Consider the following 18645-nt stretch of genomic DNA (forward strand, 5'->3'; position numbering starts at 1 on the left):
TACCGTAAAAAGATGCCTAAACTCGTTGTTAGTCTTACTGACTCAAAAATTAAATCAGCAATATCAATGCAAAAGAAATCATCTGAAAAAAATATTAAGCTTTCAGATGGTGGCGGCCTTTATCTGTTATTAGATACAAAAGGTGGGGCATATTGGCGCTTTGATTATGTTCGCCCAATTACAAAGAAAAGAGCTACTATCGCAATTGGTGTTTATCCAAGCTGTACATTAGCATCAGCACGTGCAAAACGAGGCGAGTTCAGAGAACAGCTTGTTCAGAATATTGATCCTGCCATGCAGAAAAAACGAGAAGCTGAAATAACGCATAAAAAAAATACTTTTAAGCTAATCGCAAATGAATATCGTAAAACAGAAGAGTTGGAGCCTAGCACTCAGCGAAGGAATCAATTTGTTTGGGATAAGTTGTATGCTGCAATTGGAGATTATCCGATAGACAGTATTACACCATCGCAAATTTTAGAAGTGTGTCGTATATACGAAAGGCAAGGTAAGACAGATTCTGCAAAGCGCATGAGAAGCAAAGCATCCCAAGTCTTTCGTTATGCGATTGCTTTAGGCTTATGCCAATTTAATGTGGCAGACCAAATCAGTGGGATTTTAAAAGTTGGTAAAACCAAGCATAGATCTGCGATCACAGATGAGCAGCTGTTAGGACAGTTATTAAGGAATATTTATAATAGTGTTGGCCGTGGTGATATCGCGATAGATTATGCCGTCAAAATATTACCACATGTTTTTGTACGTCCAGGAGAATTAAGAGGGGCGAAGTGGGCAGACATTGATTTTGAAAATCGAGTTTGGAAATACACTCCTCCTAAGACGAAGAATCAGACAGCATTACAGCATATTGTTCCTCTGTCAGATCAAGTAATAACCTTATTTAAAGAATTACACCAGATGACAGGTTATACCGAGTATTGCTTTGTATCGATGTGAGATCAGTCTAAAACGATTAGTGAGTCAACTATTAACAAGCGTTTAAAGCAATATGGTTTTGAAAATGGTGAGACGACAGGTCATGGCTTTAGAGCGACTGCAAGAACATTATTAGACGAGGTTCTAAAATTTCCAATTGAGCGGATTGAACAGCAACTAGCTCATCAGGTTCGTGACATGCACGGAAGAGCATACAACCGTACAAAGTATTTAGAAGAGCGTACAGTGATGATGCAAGCATGGTCTGATTATTTAGATCAGTTAATGAATAAGGCTACGGATTGATCAGTAAGCTTAAATGGTCATCTTCCATTAAAAACAATATAAAAAGTAGAAGATAAGCGGTTAGTCTGTTTTTTATGTAGAGTCTGATAGAGCCAAGTTGTACACATTTTTAATAATATATGACATTTGATATTATGAATATCCGTATATTCATATATAATTAAGCTATCATTTTCTTCGAGCTGTTTTTTCATGGATCAAATACCAAAAGTTCAAATTTACCATAATCCTGCCTGTGGCACGTCTCGTAACACTTTGGCGCTTATTCGCAACACGGGGATCGAACCAGAAGTAATTGAATATCTGATTACGCCACCATCAAAAGATCAGCTGATTAAAATGATTCAGGACTCTGGTTTAAGTGTTCGTGATGTGTTACGCAAAAATGTAGATGCTTATACTGAACTTAATTTAGACGATGCGAACTGGACAAATGAGCAATTGCTTGATGCTATGCTTGAACATCCCATCCTGATTAACCGTCCTTTGGTCGTGACAGATTTGGGCACTCGTTTATGTCGCCCATCTGAAGTAGTGCTAGATATTCTACCTTTGCCGCAATTAAAAGCTTTCGTTAAAGAAGATGGTGAAGTCATCATTGATGAGCAAGGCAGACGCTTAAAATAAAAGGTGAAACCCCTAACGCTGTTGGACTTTGTATCAGTGTAGAGCAGGAGATCTAAATGGAGAACGTTGTCGCAATTTTTGCTTGGTTAAATGATGTTCTACTTAAAATGACCTGGCTCTCGGATGGGGTGTGCTGGTTTGTTGAAAATGTATTTGGTTTATCCGTTGCAACCCGGTTGGGTGGTAGTGTCCATTTCTTTATTTATGATGTATTCAAGATCTTTATTCTGCTTTCAGTGTTGATCTATACATTATCTTATATTCAAAGCTATTTCCCTCCAGAACGTACTCGGCTGATTTTAGGTCGGATGACAGGAATCAAAGCCAATATCATGGGGGCATTACTCGGTACTATTACGCCATTTTGTTCATGTTCTTCGATTCCGTTGTTTATTGGTTTTACTCGTGCAGGACTACCGGTAGGCGTCACTTTTTCCTTTCTGATTTCATCACCACTTGTTGACTTAGCTTCAATTATTTTATTGGCGAGTATCTTTAACTGGAAAATTGCATTGGTCTATGTGTTACTTGGATTAGTGCTGGCAGTCATCGGTGGGTCATTAATCAGCTACTTGAAAATGGAAAAGTATGTGGCTGAATTTGTGACTCATCATCAAACAATCTCAGGCGAAGATGAAGATTTCAGCATGACTGCAAAAGAGCGGCGTACATTTGCTTGGGAACAGGTGACAGACATTTTTAGTAAGGTCTGGCTTTATGTCTTGATAGGTGTCGGGATTGGTGCGGCAATTCATAACTGGATTCCTGAGCAGTGGATTACCGCCTTACTTGGTCAGGAACACTGGTATTCCGTACTGATTGCTACGATTGTGGGAATGCCAATGTATGCGGATATATTTGGCACCTTGCCGATTGCAGAAGCACTTGTGACTAAAGGCGTTGGCTTGGGGACGGTTTTAGCGTTTATGATGGCGGTCACCGCACTTTCTCTGCCATCGCTAATCTTGTTAAAACAAGTGGTGAAAACCCGTTTATTGAGCCTGTTTGTAGGGATCGTTTTTGTGGGAATCTTGATTGTTGGTTATACCCTGAATACTTTGGGTTATTGGTTTTTATAAAAAGTGTGGAGAATAAAGATGCAAATTAAAGTTTTAGGAACAGGTTGTCGTAAATGCAAAGCCTTATTGGCTGCAACTGAAGAAGCTGTAAAAAGCACGGGTGTTCAGGCAGAAATTGAATATGTAACTGATATGATGCAAATTGCTGAAACAGGGTTGTTAAGTACGCCAGGTCTGATCATAGATAATCAAATCGTTTCAAGTGGCAAAGTTTTGGAACCACAAGCCATTGTGGAGTTGATTGAAAAAAATAAATAAGTGTATGTGGAAAACTGTAAAAAGACCTGTGGCATAAGCCACGGGTCTTTTTTTATCTGTGTCTTGAGATATTAAGAAGTTTTAAATTTTTCCCGTTCTGGCAAGCATATACAGATATGGGTATACTTTTATAATGAGTACTCTTTACTGAATATATGGATATGTGTATATTTGCATAATAGAATGGGAGCAGTTATGGACCACGTTCAGTTTTTTAAATGTTTATCTGATGAAACACGTCTCAGTATTGTCATGCTTATTGCAGAAAATGAAGAGCAGTGTGTTTGTAATTTGACAGATAAACTCCAGTTAAGCCAACCAAAAATTTCACGGCATTTAGCCCTGTTAAGATCAAGTGGTTTGCTGAATGACCGTCGGCAAAAGCAGTGGGTGTATTACAGTATTAACCCACAACTACCTGAATGGTGCTTTGAAATTCTGAATACACTTAAACGTAGCAATGTTCCCGTGTTATTTGATCCCTCAGCTCTATCGATACAGAGCCATTGCGAGTAAGTTTTCATGAAATTTTTGTTTCTGTGCACGGGTAACAGTTGTCGCAGTATTCTTTCTGAAGTTCTGTTTAATAGTCGAGCGCCTGAAGGTTGGGTAGCTTATAGCGCTGGAAGTAAACCTTCTGGTCAAGTTCATCCGTTAACCATTCAGACTTTACAGAACCTAGGGTTGTCTACCGAAGGTTTGTCGAGTAAAACGATTGATGCCTGTGAACAGTATCAGCCCGATGTCGTCATCACCGTGTGTGATGCGGCAGCACAAGAAGCTTGTCCATTGTATTTAGGAGGAGCAATCAAAGCACATTGGGGTCTATCAGATCCATCACATTTAGATTTGCCTGAACAAGAAAAATTACATGCATTTTTAAGTACTGTAGAACATATCAACAAACGCTTAGATGCACTTTTTGCATTAGATACCCATCACATGAGCCGTCCTCAGCTTATTGCTGAAATTAATCAAATTTCCCATCTTTAAGCGAGCAGATCATGTCTAAACCAGGATTATCCTTTTTGGATCGCAACCTGACGCTATGGATTTTTGTGGCTATGGCATTGGGAGTTGCGATTGGGGTGGTATTTCCACAAGCATCCGTCGCATTGGATGCAATGAGTGTAAATTCAGTCAACTTGCCAATTGCGATTGGTTTGATTTTGATGATGTATCCACCATTAGCCAAAGTAGATTATGCAGCTTTGCCCAAAGTATTTCAGGATAAAAAAACATTAGCGCTCTCTCTGATTCAGAACTGGCTGATTGCGCCAGTGCTGATGTTTGTATTGGCGATAGTCTTCCTGAGTGATTACCCAGAATACATGACAGGTCTGATTCTGATTGGCTTGGCGCGTTGTATTGCCATGGTACTGATTTGGAATGGCCTAGCATGCGGGGACAATCAATACGGTGCTGCATTGGTCGCATTTAACAGCATTTTTCAGATTCTATTCTTTAGTAGTTATGCCTGGTTCTTCCTGACCTATCTGCCGCCACTTTTTGGGATAGAAGGGAATGTCATCAATGTTGATTTTTGGACCATTGCCAATGCTGTCCTTATCTACTTGGGGATTCCATTCCTGATGGGCTTCCTGACGCGTCTATCTTTAGTGAAAGCCAAAGGTCTGGACTGGTATCAGAATCAGTTTCTACCCAAAATTGGTCCACTCAGCTTATTGGCCTTGTTATTCACCATTGTAGCCATGTTTAGCTTGAAAGGCGGTGATGTAGTGAGTTTACCAATGGATGTGTTGCGGATTGCAATTCCATTGACGCTTTACTTTGTCGTGATGTTCTTTGTCAGCTTTTTCATGAGTAAGTGGATGGGGAATGACTATCCCAAAACCACCGCAATTTCATTTACCGCAGCAGGTAACAACTTTGAGTTAGCGTTAGCCGTTGCGATTGCTACCTTTGGTTTGGCTTCACCGATTGCCTTTACCACGATTATTGGCCCATTGGTTGAAGTGCCCGTGCTGATTGCATTGGTTAGCGTAGCTTTATGGCTGAAGAAAAAATATTATCCAAATTCTTAAGAGGCAAAGATGACACTCCCTAATCTTGAATCTGATCTTTTACCGACACCAACTTTTGCGGAAGTGCAGGCTAAAGAACTGAGTCACCCACCACGTATCTTATTGCTATATGGCTCAAACAGAGAACGTTCATATAGCCGCCTGGCTGTGATGGAAGCTGGGCGAATTCTTGAGCGTTTTGGTTGTGAGGTTAAAATCTTTCATCCCAAAGGTTTACCTTTACCTGAAGATGGTGATCTGGAACATCCAAAGGTTAAAGAGCTGCATGAATTGTTGGCTTGGTCTGAAGGCATGGTTTGGTGTTCGCCTGAGCGGCATGGTTCGATGAGCTCAATCTTTAAAGCACAGATTGATTGGATTCCACTTGCTGCAGGAGCTATTCGTGCTACGCAGGGTAAAACATTGGCTTTGATGCAAGTGAGCGGTGGATCACAGTCATTTAACAGTGTAAACCAGATGCGAATTCTTGGGCGCTGGATGCGGATGATCACGATTCCAAATCAGTCTTCTGTTCCTAAAGCCTTTTTGGAGTTTGATGAGGAAGGACGGATGAAGCCTTCATCGCTATATGATCGTATTGTTGATGTAATGGAAGAGCTATACAAGTTTACTTTGCTGACTCGCGGTCAGAGTGCCTATTTGACCAACCGTTATTCGGAGCGAAAAGAATCGGCTGAAGAACTGTCTAAACGAGTCAATCAGCGTAATCTTTAAAGCTGATTCGTCATGGTGTGAGCAGGGTAACGGATGGCTCGATCGTTTGTTTAATCGTAAGCATCCGCTGAGCCCCACTTTTCTAACTCATTAATACCACGATAGTGTCCAATAAATTTTAAGAGGACACTATCGGAGTGCTATTTGGTCAGAAAACAGGAGTTCACAGGATACGTGAACCGTTATTTTGATTGTATCAGATGATGTTGAATTGGCGGGTAACGATCTTAAGTACAACAGGTCATCTAATGTCTAGATTGTCTTTTTTGATGCTTTAATCATAATGGCTGTCAATAAATAAAGAGTTTAAACCTGAGAATTAGAGCAATCCTGCTTATTTTTCCTGAAATTTTAAATCAATTTGATATTCGTCCTGAGTCACTTTGATTTTATAGTTTTTATATTTACGTTTACTTGGTGAAAGGGCAGAGTTAGTGACTTCTTTATGGAATTCGCTGTCAGACATAAAAAAATAATACGCCTTATAGCCTAATAAGATCTTGTCAATTTTTTTATCTTTTTTCTCAGCATTACGAATGAGTTCATTTAAATAGTTTAAGCTGATTTTGTCTGACATTTATAAACTCGCAAAGAAAAGTTGCATTATCACACGAGATATAATCGATTTTTATTACAAATTGATGACAGTTGCATTTCGGGTACTTTGGGGTAGATGCTGCATTGAGTATTATTGAACTAAATGTTGATCTAGAAATGCCACATCTCCGACAGACTAGGCCAGCATCATTGATCTCTTCAAATAATTTGACCCATACGAGTCTTTGTTGAATTTCTCTGTTCATAGACACCAATTATATTGAAATGATGTCTATGAATCACACACTTAAGTTGCTATTCAGTCCAAGTCCAGCCCAACAGAAATAGCTCAATTAGGATGTAACTAGGCTACTCCAGCGCTTAAATGCCCTTTTAAAATTATGTATATCATTAATATTTAAATAGTTTGCTATTCTCTCATCACTATAATGATGTAATTCTTTTAATTGTATTGATGTGAATAATCTAGTTTGGTCTAATAGTTGCTGATAACTAGTATGATGTTTATGCAATCTTCTTTTAAAACTAGCAATACTCATTTGAAAATATTCAGCACATTCCTCAAGATTCGGTACTTGGTGAATATTGCGAATAAGAAAATTAAAAACTTTTTGAAGAAAACTCAGTTCTAATCCTAATTGCTGTTGTACCAACTTTGCTTGTCGATAATAAGCTTGACGCATTGCACTAGTTTGATAACTCTGCTTTTGTTGGCTCTCACAAATATCGATATGCATGGCATTGACAAGGTTGTTAAACTTAATGTCCTCTCCAAGATGTTCCCAGAATTGTTCAATAAAGTTTGGCTCTGCACCCACAAAACTATAACTAATATTCAATTCCTCTTGCATGCTATTCATCAAAATAGCCCGAAGAGCGGTCATAGCACTAATTGCTAAATAATTAGCATGAATCTCCTGATTATTTAACCAAAATAGAATGATCTTTTTTTCCGAATAAAATGCAACGGGAATGCACCATGGGGTTAGGAATATATGAAATTCAACATAGCGTTGTACGGCTTCTTTTATATTCTGACTGTAGGCAATTGCATTTAAGGCAGGGTGAGTTAAAGTTTCAATATAACGTTGCCCAAACAGAAATTGAACTTCCGGATGGGTAATACTCTCATGCATATTTCGTATCATTTGTATCAGTTGTTCTAAACTCACAGCATGATTCTCTGTGATCAAACTCTCAAGAAAAACGGGCGTTCCCTTTAAAATAATATTGGGATTTACACCGTATTGCTCAGCCAAATCAATCAATAATGCAGGGGCCAGATATGTGGGTAAAATCAATTGATCGTTTTGATAGCTCATACCGAAACCTTTACATTGTTTAGCTTTCGATGCTGCTGATTTTTAATTTGTTTATATAGTTTTTGAATTTCTACATCTGGATTTTCTTGATGTACTTGACTAATGCTATAGCTGCAATCTATTTTAAATTTATGAAAATCTTCAGATGTATAAAATATTTGTGACTGAATACATTTTTGTAATTCGCTAGCCATTATTTCGACTTGTATTTCTGTCAAATCAAGTAACATCAAAATAAACTTATCTCCTGCTAAACGACAAACTAAGTCACAAGGTCTTATGTTCATACTTATCGTCTGAGCAATCATAGAGAGCACTTGATTACCTGATTCAAAACCAAATTGTCTATTGATCAAAGTTAAATTTTTTAGATTGATCATCATCAAATGTATGTTTTTTTCTGAATTATTTCGCTGACTTATTTCATATTGTAATTGTTGTTTAAAGTATTGAGCATCTGCCAAGGGGGTAATTGCATCAAATAAACGATGATCGCGAAATACATGCTCTTTGGTTTGTAGCTTTTTGGACAAAACCAATTGTTCTTTGTGCCAATTAATCATAGCAGCAGTAAGTACAATAAAGCCAATTGGTGTGGTAAATGATTCTAATAAATCATCCCAAATCAGTGCGTCGGGTATTGATATAAATTCATCCAGTACATCCATCCATAAAGCCAAAAATACACATACCAACCCACAATAGAAGTAGCGCGTCACATATCCTCTCGGGCGACTTTTAAGAATTAGATAAATCCATAATAAAACGAGTATACAGGCCAACCCCTCTCCGAGAATATCAATGACCTGAATTTCATTTTGAGTTTTGAAACTACCAAAAAAAATAAATAAAGCTAAGCAGATCAGAGCAACAGTGATAATTAATAAAAAGTATCGTGGATAGTGTAGAAAGGGTTTTAACATAGCAGGGGTGTGGTTATCGTTTTAATAAAGCTAATCAGTATTTGATGACAATTTCATTGCACTGATATTTTCTTCAACCTTTCAAATTAGCTCACTATAAATTTAAAAAAGCCACTTAATTTCCTTTTAATTCTATAGTTCACATGCATTTAAGTCATTCGACACGAGGCTTGAAATCAATATCCCCCATCAAATTAGCTCAAATTGAGCTAGAAAACTTATTTTGCGAGATTTGGATTATCTCCTTGTCATCATTTAGTCATTGTGCATATTTAAGGTGCTCAACAAACAGCCATCGCGCTATTTGGGGAAATAACAAATGAGCACTCACTGCAGTAAGAAAAAATCACCTTTCACTTTTAAAGTCACTACCTTAGTTTTATGTATAACAGCTATTGGTCAAAGTATGGCTGCAGAAACAAAAACTGAATATGTTCGTGTTGTAGGTCAAGCAGCAAGTATTAATGAAGCCTTGAAAGAACAACGAAAATCAAACTCTATAGCTAGTGTAGTACATGCCGATGCTATTGCGAAGCTGCCAGATGACAACGCTGCTGAAGCACTACAACGTATTCCTGGTGTTTCTACAGAACGTGACCAAGGTGAAGGTCGTTTTGTGACTGTGCGAGGTTTAGGAGCTGATCTGAATACCGTCACTATTAACGGCACGTTAGTCCCAGCACCAGAAGCAGGACGTCGTGGAGTTGCGCTAGATGTATTGCCAGCAGAACTTGTACAGTCATTAACTGTTGTTAAAACTTTGACCCCAGATATGGATGCAAATTCACTTGGTGGAACAATTGAGGTAGAGAGTTTATCTGCTTTTGATCATGACGGTCTGTTCTATACTGCTGCGGTTGAAGGTGGTTATGATGATAAACGTGAAGAGTATAGTCCTAAAGTTTCAGGCGCGGTCAGTCAAAAGTTTAGTCTAGGTTCGGGTACTGACAATCTTGGTATTGCGGCAGCACTAAGTTGGCAAGAGCGCACTTTTGGCTCAGATAACGTTGAAACAGGTGGAGCATGGGACGATCACCTGTTAGAAGAAACTGAACTGCGTCAATATGATATTGAACGTGAGAGACTTGGTGCCGGACTAAATTTTGACTATCGTCCAAATAAGAACAGTGAATACTATTTACGGACATTGTATAGCCGCTTTAAAGACAATGAAACGCGTCAAAGTATGGGTGTTGAGTTTTCAGACCCATTGGCAATGCATACTCCAAGTGATGCAGAGGTAGTTCGCAGTTTAAAAGAACGTGAGGAAACTCAGGAAATCAAATCTTTTGTACTAGGTGGCAAAAATCGTTTTGACCAATGGACACTAGAAACACAAGTGGGCTACAGTGAAGCATCAGAAAAGAATCCTGGTGGGATTGCTGAAGCAGGGTTTGCAGGTGAGTTTGAGGATGTAGAGTACACAAGTACACGTATCCCCGTGGTTAAAGGTAATGCTAGCTTGTATGATCCGGCACAGTATGAGCTTGATGAAGTAGAATGGGAAAAAAGTACTGCCAAAGATAAAGAGAAAAATGCCAAGTTTGATCTTAGCCGAGACTATTTGATCAAAGATTATGCTTCTGTTTTTAAATTTGGTGCAAAAGTCAGTCAGCGAACTAAAACGAATAATACAGATATCTGGAAAGTAGAGGATTTACAAACTTTACCTGCACATTTTGGACAAAATGGTCACTATGAACTTGCACAGTTCGGCCCAACGTTGTCTAGTGCTCCAATCCATAATCAACTGGCTCAATTGAACCTAGAAGATTGGGTTGATGATGAAGAATCCGTAATTAATGACTATAAAAGCTCCGAAGATATTCATGCGGCATATTTCATGAATACAATTGATTTTGATCGTTTACGCGTCATTGCGGGTTTACGCTATGAAGATACTGCTTTTGAAACTCAAGGCTATCGAATCTTAGATGGTGAAACCACCAATATTTCTACCAAAAATGATTATGATCATTGGCTGCCAAGTATACATCTTAAATACCAGTTAAGCACAGATGCCATACTACGAGCTGCATGGACCAATACCGTGGTACGTCCGAACTTCGAACAGTCTAGACCTGGTATTTACATTGATGGTGATGAAGCAGAGTTTGGTAATCCAAATCTCAAGCCACTTGAAGCCTCAAATTTTGATTTAGGTGTAGAGAAATACTTGGGTGATGCCAGCATTATTTCCATGAATGCATTTTATAAAGATATTGAGCACTTTATTTATAACTCCAATGTAGCAGGTACAGGGGACTGGGCTAATTTTGATGAGGCACTAACTTTCAAAAATGGCTCATCTGCCAAAATTTATGGTGTGGAACTGGGTTATAGCCAAAAATGGAACAACTTTATCTTTGGCTTAAATAGTACGTTTAGCCGTGCTAAAGCAGATATTGATGGCATGGTTGATGGAGAACGAAAGACTAGAACAATTAACTTCCCAAGCCAGTCCAAAGTTGTAGGAAATGCCATGGTTGGTTGGGAAAATGATCTATTCGGACTACGCCTTGCGGCCAACTATAAATCACGTTATCTCAATGAAGTTTCGGGTATTGATGAACCTGAGCAAGATTTATATACCGATGATCAAGTATTTCTTGATTTTAGTGGACATGTGAATTTTAACAAAAACATGCAACTGTTCTTTAATGCTCAGAATCTTACCGATGAAGTGTATTACAACTATAACGGCAACCGTAATTATAACGCTCAATATGAAGAATACGGTCCAAGCTATAAAGTTGGTCTGAAATTCACACATTTCTAAGCCTTTAGCTCACCCAAAGCCAGATTGGCTTTGGGTGCTTTTTATTTCGAGAAAATTCATGACAACACTTTTTAAATTAAGCGCTTTTTGTGCAGCATTTTTGACTTTATCTGGCTGTGTATCCACTAGTCTAACTCAGCAAAAAAATATCAGCAGCTCTCTGCAATCTGAGCATATCCTTTCAGAACTTGATCAGCCCGCTCTTCATGTTGACCAAGTTTTTAAATTGCCGATTAAAGTAGAGGATGCTCATTGGATCGAGATCATAGGCTCAGATGCCCAGGTGATAACTTCTAGTAAAACTGAAGGTTTAAGCCTGTGGAATAAAGACCGTCAACGTATACAGTATATTCCTGGTTCTTTTAGTAAAATTGATTATCGAATAATTAATAATCAGCTCATTATTCAGACTACAGATCTCTCTATACAGCAGCCTGTAATTTTTAATTTTAATATTAAAGCAGGCACCTGGGCAAAACCTACCTATCTCCCTGTACGTAAGTTTAAAACTGAAGATAATTGTCTATATCTTACTTCTGATCAGTCTCTTTATAGCTTCTTTATCGGTGAAGAAGGGGTTGGGGAGCAATGGATGATTCAGTCCAAAGATTCAGCGCAAATTACTCCTCGTTTTATCCGTAAAATGAGCTTGCCACCTAATAGTAGTTTTTGTGTCGTAGATGACCATAATGCCAAGCTCTATATTAATGAAGAAAACGTAGGGATTTGGTCTTATGAGGCAGACCCTGAAGCAGACCTCATCCGTTATCCTGTTGATTTAAACGATCCATATGGCTCCATTCTTGGGAATATCAGTGGACTGAGTTTAATAGATAATGCACTGGCAGCAATAGATGAGTCAAAAGCGATCCTTTATCGCTACAGTATTAAAGGAACATCTTGGAAAAAGCTCCCGCCAATCACTTTACAAAATGTGGATGAGGCTGAACGTATTCACCTAAAAGGTAACCAAGATAAAAAACAACTCCTGCTCGTAGACGGCGAAATCAAAATGTTGAATCTTGATTGGACCACCCAGAAACCTCCTTCTAAACAGGCTGTACTAGCTGTACCAGCAGATGTAGAAACAGATTTGGTGCCTAGCAGTGGAGATGCAGCAGATGATCCTGCAATCTGGATTAACCCATCCAACCCTAGTCTGTCACGTGTACTGGGTACAGATAAGCAGGGTGGGCTTGCAGTATACGATTTGAAAGGTAAGCAGTTGCAATATTTGAGAGTGGGGCGTCTTAATAATGTGGATATTCGACCTAATTTCAAACTTGGGCAACAGAAAGTGGATCTAGCAATTGCTACCAATCGTGATCAAAACAGCTTGCATCTGTTTAGTATTCATCAAAAAACGGGACAAGTGAAGGAGTTAGGAAAACTTCCTACAGACCTGCAGGATATATACGGATTCTGTATGTATCAGAATCGACAAGGTGACACCTTTGCAATTCCAAACGATAAAAATGGAACTTTTGTACAGTACAAAATTCAAAATAATTCTAAAGGCCTAACTGCACAGGAGGTACTCAGATTCAAAGTTGCATCACAGCCAGAAGGTTGCGTAGTTGATGATGAAAATGATCGTATTTATGTCGGAGAAGAGGCTAAAGCTGTTTGGACTACAAAACTGAATGATCCACAGCAAATCAATCTGCAAAACGTTATTAGCGTTGGAGAACATGTAAAGGCAGATGTTGAAGGACTTGCAATCTATAAAGGGAAAGTACGCGATTATTTGGTCATTTCTAGTCAAGGAGATGACAGCTACGTTGTAGTCGATGCTGAAGCACCATATCAACTACGTGGAAAATTTAAAATTTCAGCCAATTTAAACTCTGAGATTGATGCTGTATCTGAAACAGATGGGCTGGAAGTGACTTCAGCAAATCTGGGTGGGGTCTGGAAGCAAGGTATGTTGGTTGTTCAAGATGGTCGTAAGCGGATGCCAGAAGGGAATCAGAACTATAAGTATGTAGCATGGGAAAAGATTGCTCAAGCCTTAGGCCTGGAATAACACTTTTCATCAGGTACAGTGCACCGTGCTGTACCTATATTCGAATTAAATTATGATTTTATTGAGGTTTTTATGTCAAATCCAACTACGGCACAGCTTTCAGTATGGGAACTGATTAGCCATGCCAGTTTACTTGTTCAAATGGTCATGCTGATATTATTGTGCGCATCGGTCATTAGTTGGTATGTCATTATTAAGCAGGGGATCAAACTGCGTCAGGAAGCATTAGCAAATAAAGTTTTCTTAGGGCATTTCCACCAACAACAATTTCCTCTTAGCATGGTAGAAGAATCTGAACAAAAAATGTGTGGTTTAGAACAAATCTACCAAGCTGGACTAGATGAGTTTAATGCCCTCAGAAATGCCACAACTTCGGTTTCATCAGTCGAGGTAACGGATCAAGTTGAGCGTCGTCTTTTAAGCAGTGTCACGGAACAGGAAGAAAAACTGGAAAAGCACTTGAGCTTTCTTGCGACAGTTGGTTCAGTCAGCCCATATATCGGTTTATTTGGAACTGTATGGGGCATCATGAATTCTTTTATTGGTCTATCACAACTTGAGCAAGCAACACTTTCTGCTGTAGCTCCTGGTATTGCAGAAGCTTTGATTGCTACAGCCATTGGTTTATTTGCAGCTATTCCGGCTGTGATTGCCTATAACCGCCTAAGCGCACGTGCAGAAAAAATTTCTAATAGCTACTACAGTTTCGGAAATGCGTTACAAACTCGAATGCTACGTTTTTTACAAGCAGGAAATTAACAACAGATGCAGAAACGTCAGAAAAAGCGTGCGCTCAACGCAGAAATGAACGTCGTTCCTTATATCGACGTGATGTTAGTGCTGCTTGTAATTTTTATGGTCACTGCACCCATGCTCACCCAGGGGATTAAAGTGAACTTACCAAATCTAGAAGCAGAAACATTGGTCACCCCTAAAGATCAGAAAGTAATCACTATTTCTATTCAGGAAGAAGGGCAATACTACTGGAATGTTGGGGAAACTGTCGATACAAAACAAGTGACAGATCGGGCAACCAACTTGGCAGAAATGAAAGAGAAGTTATCTCCATTGTTACAGAATCCTCAGGACCTGCAAGTTTTCATTCGTGCTGACAGTACTGCCAATTATGAACTTGTTGCTCAGACGATAGGTATTTTGCAACAAAGTGGTGTTGAGCAATTAGGCTTAGTGACTGAGGAGCAAGATCAGTGAACAGTATCTCACAGATCAACTCTAGCTCTGCTGTCGCTCTATCTATCACTGCGCTACTGCATGCAACTGTGATTTACAGTTTATTGAATCAGAACTTTGATAGTCCTATTAAAGAGGTAGAGCCAAAAACTGTACAGGTTAAATTTGTACAGCTTCCCAAAACTACAGTATCTTCACCTCAAGTTGAACACGCTCAACCTGAACCAAAAGTGACTCAACCCTTAGCAACCCCTGTTCAGCCCTTACCGCCTCAACAGGCTGAACCTGTCAAAACAAATCAGACATCAAAGCCACAACCTCAAAACAAACCTTCACCAAGTAACCTAGACAAAGCAGTTGTTAAAAAAACATCAACTAATGATTCAGCTTCTATAATATCTTCCACTGCTGAAGAGCCTAAAAATATTACCCCTACACCCATCAAGTCTGATGTCTCAACAAACACCGCTACACCTGTAAATAAGCCTGCAGCGACTGAAAAGGTTAAAACGCTTCCAACCTTTGATGAGAAAAACTATAAACCGATTTCAAAGCTTAAACCTGATTATCCAATGCGTGCTTTGGAAAATGAACTTGAAGGGAACTGTACTATCGAATATAGCGTGAATACCCAAGGGCACGTTATTAACCCTAAGGCCTTATCTGACTGTGATCCTGTGTTCATTCGCCCTTCACTCAATGCGGCTCGTCAGTTCAAATACCAGCCACATATTGTTAATGGTCAGGCTGTTGAAGTACCTAAAATTAGAAATACCTTTGAATATCGAATTGAATAAAGGCCACTAAATATGCTCACCTCCTTGCATTACCTGTCCTCGTTTAAACTTCTAGGAGTTTCATTCTGCACCAGTATGCTTATAGGTTGCCAAGGCATTCCTGATACACAGGTTTCTAGTCGTCAAATGTCTGTGAAAGCTCCTAAACAAGTAGTGTTCTTTATTGGTGATGGAATGGGCATCACGACATTGACTGCAGCAAGAATTTATAAGGTCGGTGAATCAGGAAGTTTAAGCATTGATCAATTGCCAGAAACAGCATTTGTCCGAACATTTTCAGAAAATGCTCAAGTCACTGATAGTGCCCCCTCTATGGGAGCCTATATGACCGGCGTAAAAATGAAAAATGAAGTCATTTCAATGCAAACAGGAACTAATGCCGTTGAACTAAAAAATGGACAGCAGCAATGTGATACAGATCCAGTAAACCGTAACAAAGCTTTTAGTGAAACCTTGCTTGAAAAGGCAATTTCCGCCCAATACGCAACAGGAATTGTGACCACAACTCGAGTGACGCATGCAACCCCTGCATCGACTTATGCTCATATCTGTCACCGTGATGCAGAAAATGAAATCGCTGCACAATTGGTACCGAGTAAGATAAAAGCAGATCGATATAGCAATTACAACACGCGTTTAAAAAATGGAATTGATGTCATTCTTGGGGGAGGGAAACGCCACTTCCTGCCAACAGAGTCTGGAGGGAAACGCCAAGATGGTCGTAATCTCTTAAAAGAACTTAAAAAACAGGGCTATCAAGTTGTTGAAAATCGTAGTCAGCTGAACAGTTTAGATCCTGCAGATCAGCGCAAAATCATAGGCCTCTTCAATGACTCCCACTTAAATTACGATCTAGACCGTCAGAACAAACAGATAAATGAACCTAGCCTGAAGGAAATGACCTTAATAGCTTTACAGAAGCTTTCATCTAATACCAAGGGTTTTTTTCTGATGGTTGAAGGAGGGAGGATTGACCATGCATTGCATGATACCAATGCAAAACGAGCACTTCAGGATGTGATTGCGCTAGATGACACACTACAGGCAACCATTGATTTTCTGAAAATTAAAGATCCTCTGCTCGAAAATAGTTTAATTATCATCACTGCCGACCATGATCACACGCTCATGTTGAATGGCTATGTAGAGCGTACTGGCCCTTATCTGCCAAGACAGCAAACTAGTGTACTCGGACTTGTAAAAAACCAAAATGGATTAACACGAGACATTAATGGTAATCCCTATCCAGTCATTAGTTTTGGCAATGGGAAAAAGCGTCCAACTCTAAATCGAAATGATGATTCGGTAACTCAATTACGTGATGATGATGAATGTCGTCCTGTGATGAATACCTCATCCTATACATTTAGTTATACACCCTCCTATCAGGGATGGTGTACAGGTGCAGCTGCAGATGATTTTCAGCAGGAGGCCGTTATCCAAACTGGTTTTAAGGATTCTGAGACCCATGGTGGCACAGATGTTTTTCTAGGGGCAATAGGTCAAGGTTCAGATCAATTTTCAGGTAGTTTGGAAAATATTGACGTCTTTTTTCGACTTAATCAGATTATGGGATTTGAGAAATGAAATCTAAATTCAGTATGTTGTTGATTTCATTATGTGGCTGTACATCTGTAATGGCTGATCCACCATCTAATACTCCTGCAAAAAATATTATCTTTTTTCTTGGCGATGGGATGGGACCTACGACAGTAACCGCAAGTCGGATTTACGCAGTTGGTGAGGCTGGTAAGCTTACAATAGATCGCCTAAAACATAGTGCTCGCATTAAAACTTATTCTGAAGATGCACAAACTACAGATAGTGCTCCATCTATGGGTGCCTATATGACGGGCTTAAAAAACAAAAATGATGTGATTTCCATGCCTACAGGCACTCTCGCAAAAGAACCCAAAGATTTAAAACTTGCGAATGGTCAGAGTATTCATAACGCCATTAATTTATGCCAACCTCGAATACCTGAACAAACAGTTCCATCTCTTTTAGAGTTAGCAATACAACGAGGTAAAGCGGTTGGTGTGGTGACCACTGCAGAGTTAACCCATGCAACGCCTGCGGCAACCTATGCTCATATTTGTCATCGTGATGCAAAGTTTGATATTGCAGTACAGGCAGTACCAAATGGATTGGGGTATAACCCAAAACTTAAAGAGGGGATTCATGTACTCATGGGGGGTGGTCGTAACCATTGGACACCTTACCATGCTATCAACAATCCACAGGGCCGTGCTGATCAACGACATTTAATTCAGGAAATGCAAACTCAAAAGTATCAATATGTAGAAACAGCATCAGCCCTTCAGCAAGCTAATCCTAATCAAAAAATTCTGGGGCTATTTTCAGCGACGTCTCATCTGCATTATGACCTAGATCGAATCAACAAAAATATTGTGGAACAACCGAGTTTGTCTGAGATGACTTTAAAATCTATTCAAATGCTTGAAGCACAGTCTAAGGGACGTGGATGGTTTTTAATGGTGGAATCGGGACGTATTGATCATGCTTTGCATGCCAATAATGCCAAACGCGCATTACATGAAACTAAAGCTTTTGATGATGCCATTCATGCAGCTATACAGCAGGTAGATCTCAGTAATACCTTAATTGTGGTCACTGCAGACCATGATCATGTCATGACTTTTAATGGGTACAATGCGCTAACAGGAAAGACCACGCCAAATCAGCCAGGTATTTTAGGTTTAAATTATCACTATAAAATAACAACACAACCAGATGCATTAGCTAAAAAAATGGCAGATGGCAAACTACATGCTCCTTCACTTGACGTGAATGGTAATACCAATACCGTCTTAGTTTTTGGCAATGGTAAGCGGCAAAGAGAAAATATTCAGCAAAGTGTAACTGAATCTCAGGTATTTGATGATAATTACCAACAAGCTGTTGGTGTACAACTTAATCGGTCTGAAACACATGGGGGTGGTGATGTAATGTTATTTGCTGATGGGAAAAATGCTCATTTATTCAAAGGTACTCAGGATAATACCTGGGTCTTTCAACAAATAATCAAGGCGCTAGGGTTTACTGATCATGAATAATAAATGT

General features: G+C 39.3%; 17 protein-coding genes and 2 pseudogenes. 15 read left to right on the plus strand and 4 right to left on the minus strand.

Annotated features, from left to right (window positions below):
* Positions 1 to 12 precede the first annotated feature (12 nt).
* The 8 genes and pseudogenes from ACNS8M_RS04705 to arsH all read left to right on the plus strand — a co-directional run bounded on the left by ACNS8M_RS04705 (position 13) and on the right by arsH (position 5965).
* Positions 13 to 1242: pseudogene (locus ACNS8M_RS04705) on the plus strand (tyrosine-type recombinase/integrase).
* Between the two features lie 192 nt (positions 1243 to 1434).
* A complete protein-coding gene (gene arsC, locus ACNS8M_RS04710) occupies positions 1435 to 1869 on the plus strand; it encodes an arsenate reductase (glutaredoxin) (protein WP_419225231.1) in 435 nt (144 codons plus the stop codon).
* A 56-nt stretch (positions 1870 to 1925) separates the two neighbouring features.
* The gene (locus ACNS8M_RS04715; RefSeq protein WP_419225232.1) at positions 1926 to 2948 is read left to right on the plus strand and encodes a permease; all 1023 of its coding nucleotides are present in this window, start codon (positions 1926 to 1928) and stop codon (positions 2946 to 2948) included.
* A gap of 18 nt (positions 2949 to 2966) precedes the next feature.
* Positions 2967 to 3206: a thioredoxin family protein gene (locus ACNS8M_RS04720; RefSeq protein WP_004988479.1), complete on the plus strand. Its 240-nt coding sequence runs from the start codon at positions 2967 to 2969 to the stop codon at positions 3204 to 3206.
* A 195-nt stretch (positions 3207 to 3401) separates the two neighbouring features.
* Complete coding sequence (locus ACNS8M_RS04725) at positions 3402 to 3722, plus strand: metalloregulator ArsR/SmtB family transcription factor (RefSeq protein ID WP_419225233.1); 321 nt, start codon at positions 3402 to 3404, stop codon at positions 3720 to 3722.
* 6 nt (positions 3723 to 3728) lie between these two features.
* Complete coding sequence (locus ACNS8M_RS04730) at positions 3729 to 4199, plus strand: arsenate reductase ArsC (RefSeq protein ID WP_419225234.1); 471 nt, start codon at positions 3729 to 3731, stop codon at positions 4197 to 4199.
* Between the two features lie 11 nt (positions 4200 to 4210).
* On the plus strand, positions 4211 to 5251 hold the full coding sequence (gene arsB, locus ACNS8M_RS04735) for an ACR3 family arsenite efflux transporter (protein ID WP_419225235.1): 1041 nt from the start codon (positions 4211 to 4213) through the stop codon (positions 5249 to 5251).
* 9 nt (positions 5252 to 5260) lie between these two features.
* Positions 5261 to 5965, plus strand: coding sequence for an arsenical resistance protein ArsH (gene arsH, locus ACNS8M_RS04740; RefSeq protein WP_106986394.1), 705 nt, complete (start codon positions 5261 to 5263; stop codon positions 5963 to 5965).
* A gap of 334 nt (positions 5966 to 6299) precedes the next feature.
* On the opposite strand, the gene ACNS8M_RS04745 is transcribed toward arsH, so the two are convergent.
* The 4 genes and pseudogenes from ACNS8M_RS04745 to ACNS8M_RS04760 form a co-directional block, all read right to left on the minus strand.
* Positions 6300 to 6542, minus strand: coding sequence for a hypothetical protein (locus tag ACNS8M_RS04745; protein WP_017395738.1), 243 nt, complete (start codon positions 6540 to 6542; stop codon positions 6300 to 6302).
* A gap of 124 nt (positions 6543 to 6666) precedes the next feature.
* Positions 6667 to 6768: pseudogene (locus ACNS8M_RS04750) on the minus strand (IS481 family transposase); the annotation flags it as partial.
* Between the two features lie 87 nt (positions 6769 to 6855).
* A complete protein-coding gene (locus tag ACNS8M_RS04755) occupies positions 6856 to 7845 on the minus strand; it encodes an AraC family transcriptional regulator (protein WP_419225236.1) in 990 nt (329 codons plus the stop codon).
* On the minus strand, positions 7842 to 8525 hold the full coding sequence (locus ACNS8M_RS04760; protein ID WP_286381445.1) for a GGDEF domain-containing protein: 684 nt from the start codon (positions 8523 to 8525) through the stop codon (positions 7842 to 7844). Before ACNS8M_RS04760 ends, ACNS8M_RS04755 begins: the two co-directional genes overlap by 4 nt.
* 649 nt (positions 8526 to 9174) lie before the next feature.
* Between ACNS8M_RS04760 and ACNS8M_RS04765 the strand changes: the two genes are divergently transcribed.
* The 7 genes from ACNS8M_RS04765 (at position 9175) to ACNS8M_RS04795 (ending at position 18638) form a co-directional block, all read left to right on the plus strand.
* A complete protein-coding gene (locus ACNS8M_RS04765) occupies positions 9175 to 11547 on the plus strand; it encodes a TonB-dependent receptor (RefSeq protein ID WP_419225237.1) in 2373 nt (790 codons plus the stop codon).
* A gap of 58 nt (positions 11548 to 11605) precedes the next feature.
* Positions 11606 to 13573, plus strand: coding sequence for a phytase (locus tag ACNS8M_RS04770; RefSeq protein ID WP_286381447.1), 1968 nt, complete (start codon positions 11606 to 11608; stop codon positions 13571 to 13573).
* A gap of 72 nt (positions 13574 to 13645) precedes the next feature.
* Positions 13646 to 14332 (plus strand): protein TolQ, encoded by a 687-nt coding sequence (tolQ, locus tag ACNS8M_RS04775; RefSeq protein ID WP_004646183.1) that lies wholly within the window; start codon positions 13646 to 13648, stop codon positions 14330 to 14332.
* Positions 14333 to 14338: 6 nt separating this feature from the next.
* A complete protein-coding gene (gene tolR, locus ACNS8M_RS04780; RefSeq protein WP_005104756.1) occupies positions 14339 to 14785 on the plus strand; it encodes a protein TolR in 447 nt (148 codons plus the stop codon).
* Positions 14782 to 15561, plus strand: coding sequence for an energy transducer TonB (locus ACNS8M_RS04785; RefSeq protein ID WP_419225238.1), 780 nt, complete (start codon positions 14782 to 14784; stop codon positions 15559 to 15561). The genes tolR and ACNS8M_RS04785 overlap by 4 nt, the downstream gene beginning before the upstream one ends.
* Before the next feature lie 12 nt (positions 15562 to 15573).
* Entirely contained in the window at positions 15574 to 17148 is a 1575-nt protein-coding gene (locus tag ACNS8M_RS04790) for an alkaline phosphatase (RefSeq protein ID WP_407066138.1), read from the plus strand.
* Entirely contained in the window at positions 17145 to 18638 is a 1494-nt protein-coding gene (locus tag ACNS8M_RS04795; RefSeq protein ID WP_005104753.1) for an alkaline phosphatase, read from the plus strand. Before ACNS8M_RS04790 ends, ACNS8M_RS04795 begins: the two co-directional genes overlap by 4 nt.
* The last annotated feature ends 7 nt before the right edge of the window (positions 18639 to 18645 follow it).

Source organism: Acinetobacter sp. A2 (assembly GCF_048537555.1).
Lineage (GTDB): Bacteria > Pseudomonadota > Gammaproteobacteria > Pseudomonadales > Moraxellaceae > Acinetobacter.

Coding starts and splice junctions, on each gene's coding strand:
- arsC (WP_419225231.1), top strand. CDS start 1,435: ATGGATCAAATACCAAAAGTTCAAATTTACCATAATCCTGCCTGTGGC.
- ACNS8M_RS04715 (WP_419225232.1), top strand. CDS start 1,926: ATGGAGAACGTTGTCGCAATTTTTGCTTGGTTAAATGATGTTCTACTT.
- ACNS8M_RS04720 (WP_004988479.1), top strand. CDS start 2,967: ATGCAAATTAAAGTTTTAGGAACAGGTTGTCGTAAATGCAAAGCCTTA.
- ACNS8M_RS04725 (WP_419225233.1), top strand. CDS start 3,402: ATGGACCACGTTCAGTTTTTTAAATGTTTATCTGATGAAACACGTCTC.
- ACNS8M_RS04730 (WP_419225234.1), top strand. CDS start 3,729: ATGAAATTTTTGTTTCTGTGCACGGGTAACAGTTGTCGCAGTATTCTT.
- arsB (WP_419225235.1), top strand. CDS start 4,211: ATGTCTAAACCAGGATTATCCTTTTTGGATCGCAACCTGACGCTATGG.
- arsH (WP_106986394.1), top strand. CDS start 5,261: ATGACACTCCCTAATCTTGAATCTGATCTTTTACCGACACCAACTTTT.
- ACNS8M_RS04745 (WP_017395738.1), bottom strand. CDS start 6,542: ATGTCAGACAAAATCAGCTTAAACTATTTAAATGAACTCATTCGTAAT.
- ACNS8M_RS04755 (WP_419225236.1), bottom strand. CDS start 7,845: ATGAGCTATCAAAACGATCAATTGATTTTACCCACATATCTGGCCCCT.
- ACNS8M_RS04765 (WP_419225237.1), top strand. CDS start 9,175: ATGGCTGCAGAAACAAAAACTGAATATGTTCGTGTTGTAGGTCAAGCA.
- ACNS8M_RS04770 (WP_286381447.1), top strand. CDS start 11,606: ATGACAACACTTTTTAAATTAAGCGCTTTTTGTGCAGCATTTTTGACT.
- tolQ (WP_004646183.1), top strand. CDS start 13,646: ATGTCAAATCCAACTACGGCACAGCTTTCAGTATGGGAACTGATTAGC.
- tolR (WP_005104756.1), top strand. CDS start 14,339: ATGCAGAAACGTCAGAAAAAGCGTGCGCTCAACGCAGAAATGAACGTC.
- ACNS8M_RS04790 (WP_407066138.1), top strand. CDS start 15,574: ATGCTCACCTCCTTGCATTACCTGTCCTCGTTTAAACTTCTAGGAGTT.
- ACNS8M_RS04795 (WP_005104753.1), top strand. CDS start 17,145: ATGAAATCTAAATTCAGTATGTTGTTGATTTCATTATGTGGCTGTACA.